This is a genomic window from Buttiauxella brennerae ATCC 51605 (assembly GCF_001654925.1).
Lineage (GTDB): Bacteria > Pseudomonadota > Gammaproteobacteria > Enterobacterales > Enterobacteriaceae > Buttiauxella > Buttiauxella brennerae.
The window spans coordinates 111204-134661 of the sequence record NZ_LXER01000019.1 but is presented as its reverse complement, the minus strand read 5'-3'; the positions used below and the strand labels follow the sequence as shown (position 1 = coordinate 134661).

Sequence of the window (23458 nt, the reverse complement as noted above, 5' to 3'; positions counted from 1 at the left end):
TGTTTATGTTACCGATGGTATCAGGCTGGCAGGTGCCTGAAGCGTTTCGTTATGTTGATACTCCTGCCATTGGTTGCGGCCATTGTTTTTTGCCTGGTACAGCGCCTGATCGGCATGTTTAAACAATATTTCATATTTTTGCCCCTCAACCCACTTCGCCATACCGGCGCTGATGGTTAAAGGTAATGGCTCGTTATCAATGATCAGCGGCTTTTTGCCAATTTCAGTAACAATTAAATCTGTCAGCGCTTCATGGCTTTTATCAGACTCATTCGACAGTAGTAGCGCGAACTCTTCACCGCCGACCCGGCCAAACAATTGTTTAGCGGGTAAACAGAGTTTTACCAAACGGCAAAATTCGATTAAGACTTTATCGCCTTTTTGGTGGCCTAACTCATCATTCACTTTTTTGAAGTAATCGAGATCAATTAAAATCATCGCGCAGCGTTGGTCTTTGTTCAGTGACGCTATGGTGTGCTCTGCCGCATTCATAAATGCTCGACGATTGAGAATACCGGTCAAATCATCGTTATCAGCCAGTTCAGATATTTTTGAATAAAGTTTATCGCGCTCAGAAATCGCCACAGCAATGGTCAATGCGCACAGCGCAAGCACCGTGACAACAATTCTCACAATCGCCACATAGATGTTTTCGGAAAAATGTAAGTGCCGATGAGATGAATGAACAATCCACATGAAGAAGAAGGCACCATTCATACTGATACCAAAAGTAGTGAGGAATAAGTTCCCTGACAGTGCCAGCCAGACAATGGTAGGGATAATCAATATTGACGCCATCAAAAAGTACATTTCATTTTTTATGAAAATGAAAACGAACAGAAGTAAGGCTGAAGGAAGGATATGCAGGAAAATACTTAAAAGGTCACCCTCAGACGATTTAATGACTTTTGGGATCGCCAGGATAACGGGTAAGAAAACAATGAAATTAAGTGATTCGTTAAGATACCAAAAAATAGCCGATTGTAAGTAAGGCTTATCAAACATAAAGAACAACCCACCGGCACCCAATAAAGAGCCAATGATAAGGGAAGGTTGGCAAAGTAATAACCACTGGGGAACACAGTAAAGTGTCGAGAGCCATTCGGAGTTTTCAGAACGCGATGCGAAGCGGTTCAAAAACAGCCAACCTAACCAGATGGTGAGCACATTCGCACTTGTCATTATTAAAACCTGGTGATAAGCCGTCCCCGCCAGCAAGTCGGGAACCACCATCCCCACCGCGCAAACAGCAAAATGATGCCAGCTTACGCGCGGATAAAAACGCAGCAATAAGCCAATTGAGACCGCATTTGTCACCCACACCAGGGAAAATGGACCTTCTAATCTCTCTAAAATACCAATAATTGCTGTGACCACATTAGCTACAAATAAAGTCACCAGTGGGTAACGCTTGCAAGAAAAATATTGAAGAGAACGTATCATAATCTGTCCATTTCTTATGGGGGCACTTAATTTACACAAATCGTTAGTAGCTCAATAACACACTTGTACATGGGTCTCTATTTACACTAAAACAGAGATTCGATGGGCGCAGGTTTCCCGGTATGATAGCCCTGAAGCCAACCGACCCCCATGGTTACCAACATCTTTTCAATCTCTTCATTCTCAACAAACTCGGCCACGACTTCCAGGTTTTTAAAATTCGCCGCTTCACAAAATGACATGACGGTAAAACGATCGAATTCATTCTCAACAACATTTCTGATAAATGAACCATCTATTTTGAGAATGTCAGCTTCTAAATTTTTAAGGCGCAAATAACTGGACTCACCTGTACCAAAATCATCAATAGCAATTTTACAGCCCAGTTTACGGAGTTCACGTAACACCCGTGATGCGTTAATACTATCAATGATATCAGACTCAATGATTTCGAAGATGATGCGGTCTGGGCGAATGGAGTAGGCCTTAAATAGCGCATACAACCTGTCCTGGAAATCATTTTTTATCAAAGACTGTGGGGTAAGGTTTATTGAGAAGCGGCTGCTTGCATGTTCTTCATCAAGCGAATTAATAAAGCGGAATGTTTGTTCAATGACTGCCATATCAACTTCTGCGAGCAGGCCTGCATCATACGCAAGAGGTAAAAATGTATTGGGGAAACACAATTTATTACCCGCCATCTTCATTCGTATCAGTACTTCATGGTACTTCTCATGCCCCTTTGTCGAAACAATTGGCTGGGCAACCAGTACGAAACTTTGGCGGTCTATCGACTTTTGCAGATAATGGCGTATGACGCCGATACTCATTGCATCATCTCCACTTGAAGTGAGATTTAACGCTTCAGGCTTGCCTTGCTGTAGAGAGATGAAGGTACTGGCATTAAGTAGCCCGACCATATGCGATAGATTATTCACACTTTGGTCATAAACCGTGTGCGCTATGCCAAAGTTCAGGCCTAGCTTCATCTCCTCCCATGAGAAGCGGAACGCTGACATGGCTTGATAGTAGGAATCAATGCGGTCAACATTGATACTGTCCAGGCGCAAAAGTATCCCATAACCCGGGCTGTAATATATTTTCTCGTTGTCCGACAATAATGGGTTTAAATAGCGTACAACGGCTTTAACAAATTCAAAACGGAATGCAATCCCATGATTCTGTGTCAGAGTATTTAACTCCGGGCACTGGAGCATGCATAACCTTACACTGTTAAGGCGGATAATATCATTTTTCAGTGCTTGTAAATTGGGTAGCCCGGTATGCGGCTCAGATAAAGAGATACGTTTAAGGTGGCGAATATATTTTCGAATACGTGTCGTCATTACCCCAACGATCACTATCGTCAGCGAAAATACAAATATGACTGATGATGCCAGTGCCAGGTGGAAAATATAGTGGTCAACCGTAAATGTGCGTTCCAGAGTGATATAATTATCAATAGAATCACTCAGCAGAATAAGCATCAGCACCCAAAGGGGGGCGATCAAAGCATGCCCGAGGCATATTGCCCCCCAAAGCATCACGGGTAGAAGCCACACCAGAGAGTAATCTGTGAAAATAATGTCATCTCGTTTTATGTAAACCAGGCAACACATTAGCCCGACTAACAGCAATATCCACACGATCTGGTAGACCGCCTTCGGCCCGAAAATAATAATCTCTTTTAATTGTTTCAGGTAGCTGAAAAACCAAACAGGTTTGTAACAGGCGCGGAGAATAAGATAACAGAATGGAATACCTGTCAGGCATGAAGTCATCATCCATTGCATGCTGATCAGGGTCGGTATGCTCCAGATTTTTTCATCAAAAGTGGCGAAAAAATGGCTTTTTTGCAGTATGAGTTGGTGGAGCAGTGTGAACACAATGGTATTAACACATATCATCCAAATAATGCGTTGCGCACTGAGTTGGCTGCGGCCAAAACTCACGATGCTTCTTTTCCCTGCGGCATAAAAATAGATCGTATAGCTGGTTAAAGCAGCCATGAGTTGAGCAATGGTATACAGAAAATGTGACAGCGGGTGACTACAGAAAGAGTAAAGTGCAAACAGGCCTAACGTAGGAAGGGCTCTGAAGCTGTATAAAACGAGCAGGGCTGAAATCACGGGTAGGGTGAGATCATAGAGCTTGAGCGAAACACCGATGATCTGAATGCTGCTACTCAATGTATCAGCAAGCAGGTAAAGCAGAAAAAATGAAATACAGAGTACAAAATGTTTTTTTATACCACCAGGCAAAGCCATAATTGTCAGTGGCATATGTCCCCTATCGTGAAGGGAGACGCTGTTCCCGGTATTGTGATTTTTTTTGCTCAACTGGACATCCGTAATTTCTGGAGTATGTATTTTTGCACGCTTTTCCTTAAGCTGCGATATACATTCTCATAACAATGTTTATAACATGCCGTTAATTTCCAACCGATATTAATTACACTATTTCAATAATTATAATCCGGCATTATATAATAGCAGGCTGCCCGTAAATGAACATTAAACCAAATCAGGTTGTATAGAACCTAAACTTTAGGGTTTCATTTGTTCTAATTCACTCCTGAATACTTACTCATTAGTAGTGATTTTTGTGACCGGGTTGCAATTGCCATTGAGGGCAAGTTCCTGCTCCATCTCTTCTGAAAAAGGGCTTTGCAGGTTTAGTTTTAAATAAGGAATCGGGCTATTGAACCAGATGTCGTGAATTTTTGCGAAATCATGTGAATTACGAATTTTACACAGGCTTTGATTGACTAGCGACTTAAATTCATTATCACCATTCGGTAACAGGATAACGAAAAACTGCGGTTTCCCGACACCTTTTGCACTAATGTAAAATGATGATTTATCGGTTTGCCCCTCAACAATCTCTTTTAAAGAGATGTCATTAATGAAGGCTGCGGATGTTGTGCCGTCATGCATTAGCTCAAAAGCCTTCTCCATGGTCGGAGTGGTTATCACCAGGATATTCAGGCCAAGCTCACGGTTCGCTTTGTTGAGCGCAATCGAATCAACTGAACCTGCGGTAACACTAACGGTATGTCCGGCTAATTGTTCAATATTGGTGATTTTTTTATCTTTTAATGTCGCGAATCGGGTCCAGGAATAGGTATACGGAATAGAGTAATCAGCCAGATTCTTCCATTCGGCAACATTTGCATTGACTGAACAGATCATGTCAACTTTTTGATCACGCAATAACTCATCTCTTTCTGGCAAGTATTTATTATCAATATAATTAACTTTCAGATCGCGAATGTTAAGGTGTTTACTTATATCACTGACAATGACATTGCATAAATCAATGACGTAACCAACGACTTTTCCATCTGCTGTTTTATAAGAAAAAGGAGGGGCGTCGCGGTAGGCGATATTAATTTGATGCGAATTTGTTATGCTTTCGATCGTTTTTGATGCTTGAGCTTCAACGGTCTGTACAAACAGACCTGAAACAAAAAAAACACATATGCTTAACCAGTTAACTGTTTTTGTCATTCTGTCTGTTCCGCGCGTGATTTTGTTTTTTCTTTTTAGATAAGATGTTGAGTTTATGTGTTCTTTAACTAAATCTATTTAGATTTTGTCGTCGTGGCTAGTTATACACATAAAGCCTGCGGTTGCCAATTCTGTTATATCTTAAAACTCATCGCCACTGGTTCAACCTGTATCTTCTAAAGATGAATGGTTATATAACATCGGGCCTTTAAGTCATTCAGTAAGAACTAAGTTAATAAATACGATCTGTTATTGTTTTCACCAGTGGTAAAATAACCAATGGCATATAAAAGCGCGAAAATGGAAATTAGGAGCGTTGTAGTCTTTGTTATGTACTCGAGGGTAGCCAAAGGGACGACAGGCTTGCACGGGCATGTCACTTCCCCTACTCTGGCAAAAGTAAGCTAATAAGTACCACATGACTCGGGGTGCCCTTCTTTGTGAAGGCTGAGAAATACCCGTACCACCTGATCTGGATAATGCCAGCGTAGGGAAGTCAGATGCCTGCCAGGTCATCCCTTCTTCACGCCGGGCAGGAGCTTTTAAGATGCAACCTGACCTGCTACCCGGCACGCGTGCCGCCTCGGTTTTACAGAATTTACGCCACCATTCCCCACTTGTTCACTGCATGACAAACGATGTCGTACAGAGTTTTACGGCCAACGTTTTGCTAGCCCTTGGCGCGTCCCCTGCAATGGTGATTGAAACCGAAGAAGCCGCGCAATTTAGCCCCGTTGCCAGCGCACTGCTGGTTAATATTGGCACGCTGACGGCCGAACGCCGTGGCGCAATGCTTGCCGCCATTCATGCTGCCAATGAATCTTTCACACCCTGGGTACTCGACCCGGTAGCGGTGGGTGGCCTGGCATTTCGCACACAATTTGCTTTTGATGTTCTCGCGCTTAAACCTGCTGCTATCCGTGGCAATGCTTCGGAAATTCTGGCGCTGGCGGGTGAGCACTCTGCGGGGCGTGGTGTGGATAGCGCGGATGATGTGCTTTCCGCACTCCCGGCGGCGGTCAGACTCGCGCAACTTACTGGCGCAGTTGTCGCCGTGACAGGCGAGCGCGATTACATCACCGACGGTGAAAACGCATGGCGTGTTGACGGTGGTGGTCTGTTGATGACGCGCGTGGTCGGCACCGGTTGTGCGCTTTCCGCCGTGGTTGCTGCCTGCTGTTCATTGCCCGGTGAGCGCCTTGATAACGTCGCGGCAGCTTGCCGGTTTATGAAACGTGCAGGCGAGCAGGCTATTGCCGCCAGCCGGGGACCAGGGAGTTTTATTCCGGCATTTCTCGACGAACTCTACTTACTTAATGCGGGGGAGCTGGCATGAAAACGCTTAAACGCATTAACGCCCTCACCATTGCTGGCACTGATCCAAGTGGCGGCGCGGGTATTCAGGCTGACCTGAAAACTTTCTCCGCGCTGGGTGCGTACGGCACCAGCGTGATCACCGCGCTGGTGGCACAAAACACACGCGGTGTGCAGTCTGTTTATCGCATAGAACCAGCGTTTGTTGTCGCGCAACTGGAATCGGTGTTGAGCGACGTACGTATCGACACCATTAAAATCGGTATGCTGGCGGAAACGGATATTGTCGAGGCTGTGGCTGACGGGCTGGCATTTTACAAGGCGCATAACGTGGTGCTGGATACCGTGATGCTGGCAAAAAGTGGTGATGCACTGTTAGCCCCTTCAGCGGTGGAAAGTTTACGGCGCCAGTTGTTGCCACAGGTCGCGCTGATTACCCCGAATTTGCCGGAAGCCGCAGCGTTGCTGGGTGCGTCACATGCTCGTAATGAACATGAGATGAAAGAGCAGGGTGAAGCGCTTTTAGGTATGGGCTGCAAAGCCGTGCTGATGAAAGGCGGGCATCTGGATAATGCACAAAGCCCAGACTGGCTGTTTACCCGCGATGGCGCACAACGTTTTACTGCGCCGCGTGTGCAAACCCGCCATACCCACGGCACCGGTTGCACGCTTTCCGCCGCGCTTGCCGCACTGTATCCACGTTATAACGACTGGCCGCAAACCATCAATGCGGCGAAAAAGTGGTTATCTCAGGCGTTAGAACAGGCAGATTCACTGGAAGTAGGAAACGGGATTGGGCCGGTGCACCATTTTCACGAGTGGTGGTAGTGGCTTAAGCACGCGTCTGGAAAGCGTTACAGCGCAAAAGCAACCAAAAGTGCTCCCGGAGTGGCAAAGGACGCCACTCACGACCAGGATTAGGACTGCCTGTTTTCACCGAAAGCAGGCCAGGAGAATCCATCCTCGGCGGGCAGGGTGCTCGCTGAACTTATGGGAGCGTATTATGACTGATATTGCACAGTTGCTTGGCAAAGACGCCGACAGCTTGTTACAGCATCGTTGTATGACTATTCCGGCAGACCAGCTGTATCTGCCAGGCTCAGATTATGTAGACCGCGTGATGGTGGATAACAACCGCCCACCAGCGGTGCTACGAAATATGCAGACGCTGTATAACACCGGGCGACTGGCCGGCACCGGTTACCTTTCTATTTTACCTGTCGACCAGGGTGTGGAGCACTCCGCCGGGGCATCGTTTGCGGCAAACCCACTCTATTTTGACCCGAAGAATATTGTTGAACTGGCGATTGAAGCGGGCTGTAACTGTGTTGCTTCAACCTATGGCGTGCTGGCGTCGGTGTCGCGCCGTTATGCTCACCGCATTCCTTTCCTCGTCAAACTTAACCATAACGAAACCCTCAGCTACCCAAACACTTTTGACCAGACGCTGTACGCAAGCGTCGAGCAGGCTTTCAACATGGGGGCGGTGGCGGTAGGCGCGACGATTTACTTCGGTTCACCAGAGTCACGCCGCCAGATTGAAGAGATCTCTGTGGCGTTTGAGCGTGCGCATGAACTGGGGTTAGTCACCGTTCTCTGGGCGTATCTGCGTAACCCTGATTTCAAAAAAGATGGCGTGGATTACCACGTTAGCGCCGATCTCACCGGGCAGGCCAACCACCTGGCGGCGACCATTGGTGCCGATATCGTGAAGCAGAAAATGGCTGAAAATAACGGTGGCTACAAAGCGGTGAATTTTGGTTATACCGATGATCGCGTGTACACCAAATTGACCAGTGATAACCCGATAGACCTGGTGCGTTATCAACTTGCGAACTGCTATATGGGCCGCGCAGGGCTGATTAACTCCGGTGGTGCCGCAGGCGGGGAAACTGACCTGACAGATGCAGTGCGTACCGCTGTCATTAACAAGCGTGCGGGTGGCATGGGGCTGATTCTGGGGCGCAAAGCCTTCAAGAGATCCATGTCTGAGGGGGTGAAGTTGATTAATGCGGTGCAGGATGTGTATCTGGATGGGAAGGTGGGGATAGCGTGATGAGGGGGCTTGAGTCTGCAAGCCTGGCTGTTTTCCGTTCGCCGGAACGTTTAAGGTTATGGGAGTGCGGTGATGTTCCGTTCACCTGAGAGTTCTTCGTTCCCACAGATATCAGTGAACGGTGAACGTGCCAGGTGGATAACGACATCCCCCTGGCGACCCCGTCGCCCGGTGATTAAATTGCCGCTACGCGGTAAACCCCAGCTTATCCCCAACGTTCAGGGTCGTTCGCGACTCGCTCCCGGCGATCGCTCTCTTTCGCTGCTCCCGGCAGCTCAACCCTTACTTATGGGCAACGCTGGGGCAATTTATACCGGGACTCAAGGTCAAAATCGATTCGGCTTTTGACTTTAGGTTTTGACGTTGCCCTTGTTCCCGGCTTCAACCGCGCCGGTTTTTACCCTTCAGTCGTGGTCACGTGGTCGGGAACCACGTGAGAGAGCGATCGCCGGACAAAAATGTCAGGAACATTTTTGAACAACGCTTGCGTTGGCCACGAAGTGGTTCGGCACACGGATGTGCCGAATAACCGAATCGCGAACGACCGCGAATGTTGGGTAAAAAACGGTGTTTACCGCAAAGCGGCGATTGACTTGCCGGGCGCCAGGATTGCCAAGGAGAGGGCGTTCTCTCCTTGGCACGTTCACCGTTCACCGATAGATGTGGGATCGAATAACGTTCAGGTGAACGGAAAATCACCGTTCCGTCATAGGAACCGCACACTAGGGTGAACGGAAAATCACCAGACCGGACTAGGTTAGACTCACGCAATACCACTCACCCCCCTCGTTATCCCCGTCACAATTTCATAACAATTTGTGAAAAACATCACGCCACCTTGTGCATATGACCAAAAAATCACCCCCATTTAGGCACCTTTGAACGAGGCGAAGGTGCTTTTTTACGCATACAGTAGATGGTGAAACGCTGTTTTAAAATCACAAAAGGACACTAACAGCCGTGAAAATAGAATCCGTAAACGTAACCGTTTTTACTTACCCAACCCGCCGCGTTTCTGACAGCGCAGGCCATTCTCACCCAGGGCCGGAGAGCCTTGCAAAAATGGCGATGCTGACGATCACCACCGATGAAGGTGATTGCGGTTACTCTTTCGCGCCGCCGGAAGTGGTGCGCCCTTATGTGGTCAATGCCTTCTTCCGTAAAGTGCTGGTCGGGCAAGACCCGTTTAACCGCGAGCGCATCTGGCAAGACCTGGTGCACTGGCAGCGCGGCAGCGCACACCAACTCACTGAACGCGCACTCTCATTTGTTGAACAAGCGCTGTGGGACTTGATTGGCCGCAAACTAAAAGTGCCGGTTTACAAGTTACTCGGTGGCTTCCGCGACAAAGTCCCGGCCTATGGCAGCACCATGTGCGGCGATGAACTGGAAGGCGGTTTATCCACCCCGGACGAGTTCGGCCAATTCGCTGAAAAGCTGGTCGCTCGTGGTTACAAAGCTATAAAACTCCATACCTGGATGCCACCGGTTGCCTTCGCGCCAGACCCGAAAATGGATGTCAAAGCGTGCGCTGCCGTGCGCGAAGCCGTCGGTCCGGACATCGATTTAATGCTTGATGGCTACCACTGGTACAGCCGTAGTCAGGCGTTGTACATCGGCAAAGCGCTGGAAAAACTCAACTTTGCGTGGTTCGAAGAGCCGATGGAAGAAGAGAGCATGGCGTCTTACGTCTGGCTTTCAGAAAACTTATCCATTGATGTAGTCGGGCCGGAAAGCCTCGGTGGTAAACACCATAGCCGCGCAGACTGGGTGAAGGCTGGCGCGTGTGACATCCTGCGTGCGGGTGCCAATGGCGTGGGCGGGATTTCGCCAACCATGAAAGTGGCTGCACTTGCTGAGTCCTTCGGCATGGACTGCGAAGTTCATGGCAATGGTGCGGCAAGCCTCGCAGTAGTGGGCGCAATTCGTAATTGCCGCTGGTACGAGCGCGGTTTACTGCACCCGTTCCTCGAATACGATGAGCCAGCAGCGTACCTGAACAGCATTGTTGACCCGATGGATGCCGATGGCTTTGTGCATCTGCCACAACGCCCGGGCCTGGGTGAAGACATTAATTTCTCGTATATCGAAACACATACCGTAAGCAAAGACTAACAGCCGTAAAAATAATAATCCCGGCGCGAAAGACGCCGGGCAATCTCCACCCTACAAAAACGGTATCTATCATGAATCGAAGCTCCCGACTGGGGGCGTGGTTGCTCACGCTCCTGTTCATGTTCGGCAGCGGCTCGACGATGGCGAAAACGCCACCTGACCAGCTGATTATCGGCATGAATATGAACAACCTGCTCACCCTCGACCCGGCGGCGATGACCGGCAACGAAGTGGTCGGGCTGGTGGTAAACCTCTATGACTCGCTGGTGGAACTGGACCCGGCGAAACTCACCAACGTGCGCCCGGCGCTGGCAAAGTCCTGGGAAGTTTCTGAGGACGGCAATCGCCTGACCTTCCACCTGCGCGATGGCGTGAAATTCCACTCTGGCAACTCACTCACCGCCGATGACGTGGTGTGGTCGATGCGCCGCATTTTGCACCTTAACCTGGCACAGGCATCGGTGTGGAAATCCTACGGTTTTAGCAAAAAGAACGTCGATGAACATGTCAAAGCGCTGGATAGCTCAACAGTAGAAATCACGCTGCCGAAAGCCAACGACCCGCAACTGGTTATCTATTCGCTGGCCGCTCTCGGTAGCGTCGTGGTGCTCGACAGCAAAACGGTTGAGCAGCATGTGCAAAACGATGACTGGGGCAATCGCTGGCTGACGACCAACGAAGCGGGTTCCGGGCCATTCAGCCTTGAAGTGTGGCAGGCGAAAGATGTGCTGCGTATGCAGCGCAACCCGGAATACTGGCGCGGTGAGCCGAAACTGGCACGCGTGGTGTTCCGTCACTTCCAGGAGTCACAAACGTTGCGCCTGATGATTGCCAAGGGCGACCTGGACATTGCCAGCAACATGGCAGTATCTGACGTTAACGCGCTGCGAAAAGACCCGGATATGACGGTCGATGCGGTTAAAAAAGGCACCATTTACTACGTCGCTATGAGCATGAAAGAACCGCATTTCGCCAACCCTAAAGTGCGCGAAGCGGTACGTTATTTAATTGATTATCAGGGCATCAACAAAGCGCTGATGCCTGGCTATGGCGTGCTGCACCAGCGCCCGATTCAGTCCGGAATGCCCGCAACACTGCCGAACCCAGGCTACTCGCTGGATATTCCACGGGCCAAAAAACTGTTGGCTGAAGCTGGCTACCCGGACGGCTTCGACACCACGCTGCGCGTGCTGGCGGACCAACCCTTCCTGAATATCGCGATTGCGGTGCAATCCACGCTGATGCAGGCGGGGATCAACGCGAAAATCGTGACCGGCACGGGTAACCAGATCTACGGTGCGATGCGTGAACGCAAGTTCGACATGCTGGTGGGCCGCGGCGGCAGCGGGGTAGAACCGCATCCGCATTCAAGCCTGCGTTCGCTGGTCTACAACCCGGACAATAGCGACGCGGCTCGTCTGACAAACTTCCAGGGCTGGCGCACCAGTTTCTACGACAAAACGCTCAATCAGCAAATCGACAACGCGTTGGTTGAACGTGACCCCGCGAAACAGCTTGCTGAATATCAGGCGATCCAGACGCGTTATGACGAGCTGATCCCCGCTTTATTACCGCTTTCGCAAATGGTGGACTCGGTGGTGGTGCGCAAAGAAGTGCAGAACTACCAGCCGCACCCGTCGGCGACGACCTTCCTGCGTGATGTCTATAAAACGCCAGCTGAGAATGGGGAGAATAAAGGATGAGCATGATTCTACTGGCACCGGGCGGTCGCGCCCGGCGTTTCTCAAAGCGTCTGAGCCAGGTGCTGGTCACCCTGTTTGGGTTGCTGCTGCTGACTTTCTTTATTGGCCGCGTGATGCCAATTGACCCGGTGCTGGCGATTGTTGGCCCGGATGCGGACCAAAGCACCTATCAGCAGGTTTACCACCAGTTAGGGTTTGATCAATCGCTGGCTACTCAGTTCTGGATTTACCTCGGCGGTCTGCTGCACGGCGACTTAGGCAATGCGTTGCTGACCGGCAAACCGGTGGTGGACGACATTCTGCGTGTCTTCCCGGCAACGCTTGAACTGGCGACGGTGGCGATTATCGTCGGCGCGGGCCTCGGTATCCCACTTGGCGTCTGGGCGGCGGCTCGCCGTAACAGCGTGGTGGATTACGCGGTACGTATCATCAGCCTCGCGGGTTATTCGACGCCGATTTTCTGGGTCGGGATGATGGGACTGCTGCTGTTCTACGCCTGGCTTGGTTGGGTCGGTGGTGCAGGGCGGGTGGATTTAGGCCTCGATGGCATTGTGCCGCGTCGCACAGGTTTGCTGTTAGTGGATGCGTTGCTGGCGGGAAACAGCGCGGTGTTCTTTAACGCGCTAAACCACCTGATTCTTCCGGCTTCTCTTCTGGGCTTCCATTCGCTGGCCTACATCAGCCGTATGACGCGCAGCTTTATGCTGGCGCAGCTTTCGCAGGAATTCATTATCACCGCACGCGTCAAAGGGCTGACCGAGCGCCAGGTTATCTGGAACCACGCGTTCCGCAACATTCTGGTGCAGTTGCTGACGGTAGTTGCGCTGGCGTACGGCTCGCTGCTCGAAGGTGCGGTATTGATTGAAACTGTGTTTTCGTGGCCGGGTTTTGGTTCTTATCTCACCGGTAGTCTGTTGCTTGGCGATATGAATGCGGTGATGGGTTGCGTGCTGGTGGTGGGGGTTATTTTTGTGTTGCTAAACCTGCTGTCCGACATGCTTTACCAACTCTTTGATCCGAGGACAAAATCATGACGGTTTCCTTTGGAACACCACAACTCACCGCCGCTGACGAGCGCTCGCTGCGCGTTAAACGCGCGGGTCTGCGGGCGGTTGGGTTTATCGGCAAAATGGCACGTAACCCGCTGACCGCCATTGGCGGTGGGATTGTCTTCCTGCTGTTGATGGTAGCGGTTTTCGCGCCGTGGATAGCACCATTTAAACCGCTGGTGCAGGATTTGAATAATGCACTGACCGCGCCAAATGCCACACACTGGTTTGGCACCGATGAGTTTGGCCGCGATATTTTCAGTCGCCTGGTTTATGGCTCGCGCATCACGCTCTACATTGTGTTGCTAGTGTCGATAACCGTTGGCCCCATTGGTTTGCTGCTCGGTGTCACAGCCGGTTATTTCGGCGGCAAGGTCGATATGGTGCTGATGCGTATCACCGATATTTTCATCTCGTTCCCAAGCCTGGTACTGGCGCTGGCATTTGTTGCGGCACTCGGCCCCGGCCTTGAGCATGTGGTGATTGCGATTACGCTTACCGCCTGGCCGCCGATTGCTCGCCTGGCGCGTGCAGAAACCCTCTCTTTACGCCAGGCCGATTTTATCTCTGCGGTACGTTTACAAGGGGCGTCGCCAGTACGTGTGTTGTGGCGCCACATTGTGCCGCTGTGCATGCCATCGGTGATTATCCGCATCACGATGAATATGGCGGGCATCATCCTGACTGCCGCAGGTCTGGGCTTCCTGGGCCTTGGCGCACAACCGCCTGAGCCTGAATGGGGAGCGATGATCTCCAGCGGGCGCACTTACATGATGGAGTGCTGGTGGGTGGTCACAATTCCGGGGCTGGCGATTTTAATCAACAGTCTGGCATTCAACTTCTTGGGAGATGGCCTACGTGACATCCTCGATCCTCGTAGCGAATAACGCGCCACAACTGCTTGATGTACGCGACCTGAATGTCACCTTTGTGAACGGTCGCCAGCAAACCCACGCGGTGCGTGGCGTTTCATTCCAGCTTGGGCGTGAAAAGCTGGCCATCGTTGGCGAGTCCGGTTCCGGGAAATCCACCGTGGGCCGTGCGTTATTGCAGCTTCACCCGAAAAAAGCGCAGATCACCGCCGATCGTATGCAGTTCGGCGACGTTGACCTGCTGCGTGCCAGCGATGCGCAAATGCGCGACGTGCGCGGCAAACGTATCTCAATGATTATGCAGGACCCGAAATACTCACTGAACCCGGTGATGTGCGTGGGGGATCAAATCGCTGAAGCCTGGCTGACGCACCACCGCGTCGGCCATAAAGAAGCGAAGCAGAAAGTGCTGGAGATGCTGGAAGTGGTGCGCATTCGCCAGCCGGAGCGCGTTTATAACCTCTATCCGCATGAAGTTTCTGGCGGCCAGGGGCAGCGCATCATGATTGCCATGATGCTTATCACTGATCCTGAAATGGTAATTGCTGATGAACCGACTTCAGCACTTGATGTTTCGGTGCGCCTGCAAGTGTTGGCGCTGCTCGACGATTTGGTACAGTCGCGCGGGCTAGGGCTGATTTTCATCAGCCACGACATCAACCTGGTGCGCAGTTTCTGCGACCGAGTGCTGGTGATGTACGCCGGGCGGGTGGTGGAATCGATAGCAGCGAAAGACCTCGATAACGCGCAGCACCCTTATACGCAGGGGCTAATTAGCGCCTTGCCGGATATGGACAAGCGCCGGGTGCATCTGCCGGTTCTGCAGCGCCAGGCTAGTTGGCTAACCGAATAAAGGAGCAACGCATGTCATCTATGATTGAAGTCAGCCAGCTCAATTTAACCTTTGGCGAAGGGGTGAAAACCAACCAGGTGCTGTTTGACGTGAATTTTAACGTCGGACATGGTGAAATTTTTGGCCTGGTGGGGGAGTCGGGTTCCGGGAAAACCACGGTGCTGAAATGCCTCGCCGGGTTGTTTACGCACTGGCAGGGCAAACTGGTGATTGACGGAACCGAACTCGAGCACAAAATCAGCCGCGAGCGGTGCCGCATGGTGCAAATGGTGTTTCAGGATCCCTACGGTTCGCTCCATCCGCGCCATACCATCGGCGACATTCTGGAAGAACCGCTGCAAATTCAGGGTTTCACCGATCGTGACCGCCGCATCAATATGATGCTCGATAAAGTCGGTCTTAACCGCGCGTTTCGCAGCCGTTATCCGCATCAGCTTTCCGGCGGGCAACGTCAGCGTGTCGCCATCGCGCGTGCGCTGATTCTTGAGCCGGAGGTCTTGCTCCTTGATGAGCCGACGTCAGCGCTGGATGTTTCGGTGCAGGCGGAAATTCTCAACTTGCTGGCGGATTTGCAGCAAGAGTCGAAACTCACCTATTTGATGGTGACGCACGATTTAGGCGTAATTGCACATTTGTGCCATCGCGTCGGTGTCATGCAGCATGGGAAGATTCTTGAGTCACTTAGCACCGATAATTTAATTAGCGGTGCGGCACAAAATCCTTATACCCAAATGCTGGTAAACGCCAGCCGCCAGTACAGCCGTGAAATGGCTCAGCAGGTGGCGCAGTTCTGACCTGCTTTTCGCGCAAAACAAACTCGCCCGCGGTTGTTAACCCAGCAGCGGGCAGTTTGGCGGCAGGCGGCAGCTTATCGCATTCGGATGGATATCAATGCGGAACTTTTGGCTGGTCAGCGGCTCGCCATCAAGGTTAAAAGTGATGTCGTGTGGGGCGGTTATCTCAAACCAGGATGAACGCCCATCAATAATATTGGGGTTGTCGTCTGGTTGCGTCAGCGTTTTAAAAATTGCCGGTAGCAACTCTTCGCCAGTAAAAATACGCAACTCTAATAAACCATCATTAATCAACGCCTGCGGGCAAAGTTCCTGCCCACCGCCCGCCTGGCGGCCATTACCTATACCAATCACCAGCGCGTCACCTTGCCACTCAAAATCTTGCCCGCGAATTTCGCAGCGGTCGGGTTTAAGCGTATCGAGGCGAATCAAACCATGCACGAAATAGGCAATGCCGCCTAATGCCGCTTTCAGTTTTTCCGGTGTTTCAGTGGTGATGCGTGTACCAAAACCGCCGGTCGCCATATTGATAAACCAGGCCGACTCGTTCACTTGCACCAGGTCGATAGGCACGCCTTTGCCGACTATCGCCAGCTGTAATGCTTTGTCCAGCTCCTGAGGAATGCCGATGCTGGTGGCAAAATCGTTCGCTGTGCCGAGGGGTAAGATCCCAAGCACCGGGCGTTGTTCCGGTGCAAGCTTTGCCAGCGCCGTCGCCACTTCGTTTATTGTGCCATCGCCACCACCCGCAACCACGGTATCAGCGCCCATTCGCGAGGCTTCTTCAACATAGCGTATGGCATCACCTTTTTCCCAGGTAACACGGATATGTAACATGTATCCCTCATCACGCATCACGTTGACGGCACTGCGCAAAATGTCGTTTTCGGCACCTTTGCCGTTCAGGATGACGAACGTTACAGGAAACTGCTCCATGGCATACCTCTGGAAATGTAGTTGATTTCTGAGTGTATCTTATGTGAGGGATTTACGGGTAAGAACAGGCTGAGTCTGCGGGGTTTAGCGAAGAATAGTTACACGCGAAGCATATTATTGATAAATGACATACATACAGTTTTATGCGTGAGTATTATATCTGACGGCTTTCAACGCATTGAATAACTAAAAATACACAACAACATTCACTTAATAAAAAAGAAATATGATGATGAACAACATTGAAGAAGAACGTGGGCGTCTTAGAACGTCCTGCAGTGTCGAATTAAAGGGATTTTCTCAAGCGACTCCAGCGCAGACGTTTCAGGAAATGGCTGACTGGGCGCAGTCTAATGATGTAACCCACGACGTTTATGGTGAAGGTGCATTCATTCAACACTTTGAAGAGAAAGTGGCAAAACTGCTGGGCAAGCAATCGGCCGTATTCATGCCCAGCGGGGTTATGGCGCAGTTGATAGCAGTAAATATCTGGTGCGAGCGAAAGCGACTGCAACGCTTTGGGGTGCATGCATCTTCACATTTACTGCTTCACGAAAAGCAATCCTATCAGGCCTTAATGCAGTTGCACGGCGTGACGGTAGGACATCGACTTCGGCCTATTGTGGAGGAAGACTTATCCGCTGTTGCTGAACCGCTGGGCTGCCTGGCCGTTGAGTTACCGGCCCGGGAACTTGGCGGGCAACTACCGGAGTGGGAAGAACTGGAGGCGCTGAAAAAGAGTGCCGCGCAGTCAGGTACACCTTTGCATATGGATGGGGCGCGCCTGTGGGAAACCAAAGCCTATTACCAACGGTCATATGCCGAAATTGCTGATGGTTTCTCGTCAGTTTATGTCTCAGCCTACAAAGGTCTCGGCGGCATTGCTGGAGCACTGCTGGCAGGCGATACCGACTTCATCCAACAGGCACGTCTCTGGCTCAGGCGATTAGGCGGCAACCTGGTTTCACAAACGCCAATGGTGGTATCAACGGCTATGCGTTTTGATAAGCAATTAGCCATACTTGAGGCTTGTTATCAGCGGACATTGAGCCTGGCCGCTTGCCTTCAAACAATACCGGGCATTCGAATTTTGCCGCGCACTCCTCAGGTAAATATGTTTCATGCGTATTTTGACGCGGATATCCCCGCATTACTCAATGCCCGGGATAATATCGCCAGGCAGCATGGTTATTGGTTGTTCAATAATCTGGAAGGGACCGAAGTGCCCGGATGGTGCAAAACTGAGTTCTATATAGGTGACAGCTTGTTGCAGATGAGTGATGTTCAAATCCTGGATTTATTCAGCGAATTAATGGGGCAGGTTAATAAAGGCAATTAATGTTTCTGGATTGAAACTGGCGCAACGGTGTTTGCAAATGTTGAATCGGTAACGACAAAAAAGAAGGCCTGCGGAAGGGAGATTCCACAGGCCAATGAGGTGGTTCCTGGTACAACTAGCATTTATGGGTTATGTTTTTCAGCCCGACGATAATAACCGCATCAAACGAAGCGGTGTGTGATCGGTTTCTAAGAAATCTCCTGGCGTGAAAAAATAACGTAAATTAACTATTTAGCTTGTGGATCGCGTGCCGTTTGACCTGCCAAATTGCGCATCAGCAACGCATAATCCAGCGACACATCTTCTGGCACCGGCATCCATACAATATGGCCATCGCCAGGTGCGACTTCAATCGGCTGCGATTTGGTATTTTCCAGCACTTCAAGCGTGAAGGTGACGTTACCTTGCGGTGTCATTAATTCCAGGCTGTCGCCGAGCAGGAATTTGTTCTTCACTTTCACTTCTGCCAGACCGCCACGGCGTTCACCGGTAAATTCACCGACAAATTGCTGACTTTCAGAAACCGAGTGGCTGTACTCGTAATTCTGATAAGAATCATGATTATGACGACGCAAGAAACCTTCGGTGTAGCCACGGTGTGCCAGACCTTCCAGCGTGGTCAGAAGCGTTGGGTCGAACGGTTTGCCTGCTGCGGCATCGTCGATTGCACGGCGATAAACCTGAGCGGTACGCGCACAGTAGTAATAGGATTTGGTGCGGCCTTCGATTTTCAGCGAGTGCACGCCCATTTTGGTCAGGCGTTCAACGTGTTCGATGGCGCGCAGATCTTTCGAGTTCATGATGTAGGTGCCGTGTTCGTCTTCGAACGCCGTCATGTATTCGCCAGGGCGTTTGCCTTCTTCCATCAAAAACACTTTATCGGTTGGTGCGCCCGCGCCCAAAGTCGGCTCAATGTTTTGTACCGGAATCGGCTCATGAAGATGCACGATATTACCGACATCATCTTCTTTGCCTTCTTCAACTTTGTATTCCCAACGGCAGGCGTTGGTGCAGGTACCCTGATTCGGGTCACGCTTGTTGATGTAACCCGACAGCAGGCAGCGGCCAGAATAGGCCATGCACAGTGCGCCATGAACAAAGATTTCCAGTTCCATGTCCGGCACTTGCTCACGCACTTCAGCAATCTCTTCCAGCGACAGTTCGCGGGACAAAATCACGCGGGTCAGGCCCATTTGTTTCCAGAATTTCACGGTCGCCCAGTTCACGGCATTCGCCTGTACCGACAGGTGAACGTCCATTTCCGGGAATGCTTCACGCACCATCATGATAAGACCAGGGTCAGACATGATCAGCGCATCCGGGCCCATATCGATAACCGGTTTCAGGTCACGGATAAAGGTTTTCAGCTTGGCGTTATGCGGGGCAATGTTGACAACCACGTAGAATTTTTTGCCAAGCTCATGGGCTTCGTTGATGCCGAGCTGGAGGTTTTCGTGATTGAATTCGTTGTTGCGTACACGCAGGCTGTAACGCGGTTGGCCCGCGTAGACAGCATCTGCGCCATAGGCGAATGCGTAACGCATATTTTTCAGCGTTCCGGCCGGGGATAGAAGTTCTGGTTTAAACATGGGGTTCTCGTCTGATTTCAGGTCAGAAACCACCGCATATGGTGCGGTGGTTTGAAAGCGTGTGCATAAGGCACAGTTTTAGGGCGGGAATTGTAGCGCTAATGCTCTTCATACTTCAAGTTGCAGGGGCGTTGGCTGCGCTCACTTACCCGAATCACTTACATAAGTAAGCTCATCGGGATAAATTCCCTTGCCGCCTACCTGAAACTCGAATTATTTTGAGCATATTTCTTCCAGAAACTACCCTCACGCAATCCTGCACTCGTCCGCTTCCCAGCGGTAACCCACGCCGTAGACCGCACGGATAAACGACTGTTCTTCATCCAGCGCTTCGAGTTTACGGCGCAGGTTTTTGATATGACTGTCGATGGTGCGGTCAGTCACTACGCGATAATCATCATAAAGCTGGTTGAGTAACTGTTCGCGTGAAAAGACTTTGCCCGGCTCGTGAGACAGCGTTTTCAGCAGGCGGAATTCAGCTGGAGTTAAATCCAAAAGTTTGTCGCGCCAGCTCGCCTGAAAACGACCTTCGTCAATGATTAACGGGCTGATTTCATCGGCTGCAACCGGGTCGCGCTGGCGTTTGCAGCGGCGCAAAATGGTTTTGACGCGAGCCACCACTTCCCGAGGACTGTAAGGCTTGCAGATGTAATCATCTGCACCAATTTCCAGACCAAGCAGGCGGTCGATTTCCTCGATTTTAGCGGTCACCATGACAATCGGAATTTCAGAGAAACGACGAATTTCACGGCACAGCGTCAGGCCATCGGTGCCTGGCAGCATTAAATCAAGCAGGATCAAATCTGGCGGCGTCTGGCGCACGAAAGGCAGTACTTTGTCGCCATGGGTAATCAACTCTGGCGCATATCCCGCAGCACGTAAGTAATCAATTAACAGTTGGCCGAGCTTCGGCTCGTCTTCAACAATTAAAATACGCGGTGTGTTTTCGTCAATCGGTAACTCAGTCATACAGGTCTCAACGATTCTGGCTCCAGCGGTAACTCTACTGTAATGCTAACCCCGCCGAAAGGCGAATGCGTGGCGTAAAGCTTGCCGTTATGGGCGGCAACAATATTCTGGCAGATGGATAGGCCAAGCCCGGAGCCGCCACTGGCGCGGTTGCGGGAGCCTTCGGCACGGTAAAAACGCTCGAACAGCATGGTTAACTGCTCGTCGCTCACACCCGGTGCGCTGTCGGCAAAGTGCATGACGAAACGTTGATTTACCACTTCACCTGAGATAACTAACTGGCCGCCCGCATCCGTGTAGCGCAGGCTGTTTTCCAGCAGGTTATTGAATAACTGCATCAAGCGGTCGCTGTCACCGAAAATGGTCGCACTATCTGGCAGGGCAAGGCTGATGCTTAAACCACGTGAGTTAAAGCGCTCGCGGAATGCGCCCGCCACAATCTCCAGCAGGTTAATGATATCCAGAGATTGCTTCTGGTAGGCCAGTGCCCCTTCGTCGGACATCGACAATTGGTGCAGGTCATCAACCAGTTTGGTCAGGGTGGCGACTTCCATTTGTAGCGAGGCGACCGACTCCGGGGTGAATTTGCGCACGCCATCCTGAATTGCCTCCAGCTCACCGCGTAAAATCGCCAGCGGGGTGCGCAATTCATGGGAAATATCGGCCATGTAAGCGCGGCGCATATTGTGGTTTTTCTCAAGCGTACTGGCGAGCTGGTTGAAGTCCTGCGCCAGTTTGCCGAGTTCGTCCTGGCTGGTGGAGTCCACGCGGGTGGAGAAATCCCCGGCGGCGAGTTTGTGCGTCCCTTCAACTAATCGTTTCACCGGGGCTAACAACCCTCGTGCCAGCAAGAAAGTGGCGGCCGCAGCAAGCAGTGTGGCGAGGCCGACGATAATCCAGCTGGTGCGCCGTTGTTGGCGATCGAAATTAATATCGGTGTTGCGCGTCAGGCGCTCGACCGGCGAGGCGACCACCCAGCCGGCATCGCGGCCATTGACGTTAATCGCCCGGCGCGTACCGTCGGTCGGAACCGGGCCGCGTGGGCCAACCAGCACTTTGTAATCCTGGTCAATGACCCAGAATTGCGTGCGCCAGCCGTGTGGCGGTAGGTTAGCGTTTTCCACATCGCCATGCTCGAATGAGCGCAGCAGCTTGAACATAAAGCGGTCGTTGTTGCGCAGGAACTGCCAGTTGCCGTGCTGCTCGTATTGCTCGCCCAGCGCGTCGCTTAACATCTCGAGGCGCTGTTCATTGCCGCGTTTAATGTAATCAATAAACCCATGTTCGAAGCTCAGCCGCACGCCCCAATGCATGATTGCCAGCACCAGCAGGCAGGTCGAGAAAATCGCGAGGAACAATTTGCCAGTGATACCTGGCCGCCAGAGCTTCATGGGTTCCTCCTTTTGCGTCGCGCAATCACGACATTTTTGGTGGTGTCTTTCGGGACGCGAGCAAAAATCAGCGCGGGGAGGGCGATAACCACCGCCATGCTGAGATACGTATACATAAACACGCTATGGACGACGGCGCTGTCCGCCGTCAGTTGATGATGCCCGTACATGCCGAGCAGCAGCCCGGCGATGGTGACGCCGATACTCATCGAAAGCTGCATCACCATCGAAAGCATGCTGTTGCCGCCGCTGGCCAGATCGTCAGGCAAATCTTTCAGCGTCAGCGTGTTCATAGACGAGAAGCGCGTGGAATTGACCATGCCGAGCAGGAACAACACCACTGGCAGCAGGTAGTACCAGCCCAGCAGAGCTGTCGCCATAAATAACAGGATAACCAGCGATAACCCTAAGGTGGTGGCGACCAAAACGTTGCGGTAGCCGAAGCGGTTAACCACCTGCACCACAATGCGTTTCATGCCCATACTGCCGAGCACCATCGGGATCATCATCAGGCCCGCGTGGAAAGGCGAAAAGCCAAGGCCGATTTGCAGGAATACCGGTGTCATAAACGGGATCATTCCGCTGCCGATACGGCCACAAAAACTGCCTAACAGGCCGAGCGAGAAAGTCTGCGTCTTAAAAAGATTGAGGTTGAACAGGGCGTTGTCATTGGCTTTGGCGTGCCACAAATAGAGCGCCATTGCTGCAGCTCCGCCACCCACTAACAACCACACCGTGGATGGGCTCACGCCTAAACCTTTTGCGCCATCAAGTGCAATAGTCAGCGCCGCCATACCAAACGCCAGATAGACAAAGCCCATCATGTCGAATTTGCGCGTCTGCATGGTGTAGTTCGGCATTAGCCACAGCGTGGCGATGGCGCCGATAATGCCAACCGGCAGGTTAATCAGGAAAATCCAGTGCCATGACGCATATTCCACCAGCACGCCCCCGAGTGCCGGGCCAAGCAGTGGGCCGATTTGCCCGGGCAAAGTCACAAAGGTCATTGCCGCCATATATTGCTCACGCGGGACAATTTTCATCACCGTTAAGCGCCCGACGGGCACCATCATGGCCCCGCCAACCCCTTGCACCACTCGCGCCATCACCAGTTCATTCAGCGTGGAAGCGTGCGCGCATAATAACGAGCCGATGGTAAACAGCACGATGGCGGTGAAAAAGATATTGCGCACGCCAATGCGGTCCGCCAGCCAGCCGCTTGCGGGCAACATCACCGCGACCGTCAACACATACGACACGATAACCGAGTGCATGTGCAACGGGCTTTCCCCAAGGCTCGCCGCCATGGAGGGCAGGGCAGTGTTGACGATGGTGGTGTCGAGCGACTGCATGAAGAAGCCAAAGGCGACAATCCATAGTTGCCAGCGGACGGCGGCAGGCAGTTCAGTCATTTAAATATCCTTCATACTTGAAGCTGCAGCAGCGTTGCTGCGCTCTTTCGCCCAAATCACTTACTCAAGTAAGCTCATCGGGACTCATTCACTTGCGGCCTTGCTGCAACTCCA

The 23458-nt window shown here is 51.4% G+C and carries 18 protein-coding genes and 1 riboswitch; of the genes, 10 read left to right on the top strand and 8 right to left on the bottom strand.

Going from position 1 to position 23458, the window contains the following annotated elements; translation table 11 throughout:
* Positions 1-3: 3 nt before the first annotated feature.
* The 3 genes from M975_RS11795 to M975_RS11785 form a co-directional block, all read right to left on the bottom strand.
* Positions 4-1482 carry a GGDEF domain-containing protein gene (locus M975_RS11795; RefSeq protein ID WP_157093373.1) on the bottom strand — a complete coding sequence of 493 codons (1479 nt, stop codon included), beginning with the start codon at positions 1480-1482 and terminating at the stop codon, positions 4-6.
* Between the two features lie 47 nt (positions 1483-1529).
* Complete coding sequence (locus M975_RS11790; protein WP_064559560.1) at positions 1530-3725, bottom strand: EAL domain-containing protein; 2196 nt, start codon at positions 3723-3725, stop codon at positions 1530-1532.
* 300 nt (positions 3726-4025) lie between these two features.
* Positions 4026-4952, bottom strand: coding sequence for a transporter substrate-binding domain-containing protein (locus M975_RS11785; protein ID WP_064559558.1), 927 nt, complete (start codon positions 4950-4952; stop codon positions 4026-4028).
* Positions 4953-5366: 414 nt separating this feature from the next.
* A riboswitch (TPP riboswitch) is annotated at positions 5367-5463 on the top strand.
* Between the two features lie 36 nt (positions 5464-5499).
* Here M975_RS11785 and thiM point away from each other — a divergent pair.
* The 9 genes from thiM to M975_RS11740 all read left to right on the top strand — a co-directional run bounded on the left by thiM (position 5500) and on the right by M975_RS11740 (position 15708).
* Positions 5500-6288, top strand: coding sequence for a hydroxyethylthiazole kinase (thiM, locus tag M975_RS11780; RefSeq protein ID WP_064559555.1), 789 nt, complete (start codon positions 5500-5502; stop codon positions 6286-6288).
* A complete protein-coding gene (gene thiD / locus M975_RS11775) occupies positions 6285-7094 on the top strand; it encodes a bifunctional hydroxymethylpyrimidine kinase/phosphomethylpyrimidine kinase (protein WP_064559553.1) in 810 nt (269 codons plus the stop codon). Before thiM ends, thiD begins: the two co-directional genes overlap by 4 nt.
* A 175-nt stretch (positions 7095-7269) precedes the next feature.
* Positions 7270-8322: a class I fructose-bisphosphate aldolase gene (gene fbaB / locus M975_RS11770; RefSeq protein ID WP_064559551.1), complete on the top strand. Its 1053-nt coding sequence runs from the start codon at positions 7270-7272 to the stop codon at positions 8320-8322.
* Positions 8323-9282: 960 nt separating this feature from the next.
* Positions 9283-10437: a mandelate racemase family protein gene (locus tag M975_RS11765; protein ID WP_064512349.1), complete on the top strand. Its 1155-nt coding sequence runs from the start codon at positions 9283-9285 to the stop codon at positions 10435-10437.
* Between the two features lie 71 nt (positions 10438-10508).
* Positions 10509-12140, top strand: a complete 1632-nt coding sequence (locus M975_RS11760) for an ABC transporter substrate-binding protein (RefSeq protein ID WP_064559549.1) — start codon at positions 10509-10511, stop codon at positions 12138-12140.
* The gene (locus tag M975_RS11755; RefSeq protein WP_064559547.1) at positions 12137-13174 is read left to right on the top strand and encodes an ABC transporter permease; all 1038 of its coding nucleotides are present in this window, start codon (positions 12137-12139) and stop codon (positions 13172-13174) included. Before M975_RS11760 ends, M975_RS11755 begins: the two co-directional genes overlap by 4 nt.
* Positions 13171-14076 (top strand): ABC transporter permease, encoded by a 906-nt coding sequence (locus M975_RS11750; RefSeq protein ID WP_064559545.1) that lies wholly within the window; start codon positions 13171-13173, stop codon positions 14074-14076. The genes M975_RS11755 and M975_RS11750 overlap by 4 nt, the downstream gene beginning before the upstream one ends.
* A complete protein-coding gene (locus tag M975_RS11745) occupies positions 14048-14914 on the top strand; it encodes an ABC transporter ATP-binding protein (RefSeq protein ID WP_064559601.1) in 867 nt (288 codons plus the stop codon). The genes M975_RS11750 and M975_RS11745 overlap by 29 nt, the downstream gene beginning before the upstream one ends.
* A gap of 20 nt (positions 14915-14934) precedes the next feature.
* Positions 14935-15708, top strand: coding sequence for an ABC transporter ATP-binding protein (locus tag M975_RS11740; protein WP_064559599.1), 774 nt, complete (start codon positions 14935-14937; stop codon positions 15706-15708).
* Between the two features lie 36 nt (positions 15709-15744).
* On the opposite strand, the gene yegS is transcribed toward M975_RS11740, so the two are convergent.
* Positions 15745-16644, bottom strand: coding sequence for a lipid kinase YegS (gene yegS, locus M975_RS11735; protein WP_064559543.1), 900 nt, complete (start codon positions 16642-16644; stop codon positions 15745-15747).
* Between the two features lie 229 nt (positions 16645-16873).
* Between yegS and M975_RS11730 the strand changes: the two genes are divergently transcribed.
* Positions 16874-17983 carry a threonine aldolase family protein gene (locus tag M975_RS11730; RefSeq protein ID WP_083967887.1) on the top strand — a complete coding sequence of 370 codons (1110 nt, stop codon included), beginning with the start codon at positions 16874-16876 and terminating at the stop codon, positions 17981-17983.
* Between the two features lie 227 nt (positions 17984-18210).
* On the opposite strand, the gene trhP is transcribed toward M975_RS11730, so the two are convergent.
* From trhP to mdtD, 4 genes are all read right to left on the bottom strand, one after another.
* On the bottom strand, positions 18211-19572 hold the full coding sequence (gene trhP, locus M975_RS11725) for a prephenate-dependent tRNA uridine(34) hydroxylase TrhP (protein WP_064559541.1): 1362 nt from the start codon (positions 19570-19572) through the stop codon (positions 18211-18213).
* Between the two features lie 246 nt (positions 19573-19818).
* Positions 19819-20541 (bottom strand): envelope stress response regulator BaeR, encoded by a 723-nt coding sequence (gene baeR, locus M975_RS11720; RefSeq protein ID WP_064559538.1) that lies wholly within the window; start codon positions 20539-20541, stop codon positions 19819-19821.
* The gene (gene baeS, locus M975_RS11715; protein WP_064559536.1) at positions 20538-21932 is read right to left on the bottom strand and encodes an envelope stress sensor histidine kinase BaeS; all 1395 of its coding nucleotides are present in this window, start codon (positions 21930-21932) and stop codon (positions 20538-20540) included. The genes baeR and baeS overlap by 4 nt, the downstream gene beginning before the upstream one ends.
* Positions 21929-23344, bottom strand: coding sequence for an MFS transporter (gene mdtD / locus M975_RS11710; protein WP_064559534.1), 1416 nt, complete (start codon positions 23342-23344; stop codon positions 21929-21931). The genes baeS and mdtD overlap by 4 nt, the downstream gene beginning before the upstream one ends.
* Positions 23345-23458 lie beyond the last annotated feature (114 nt).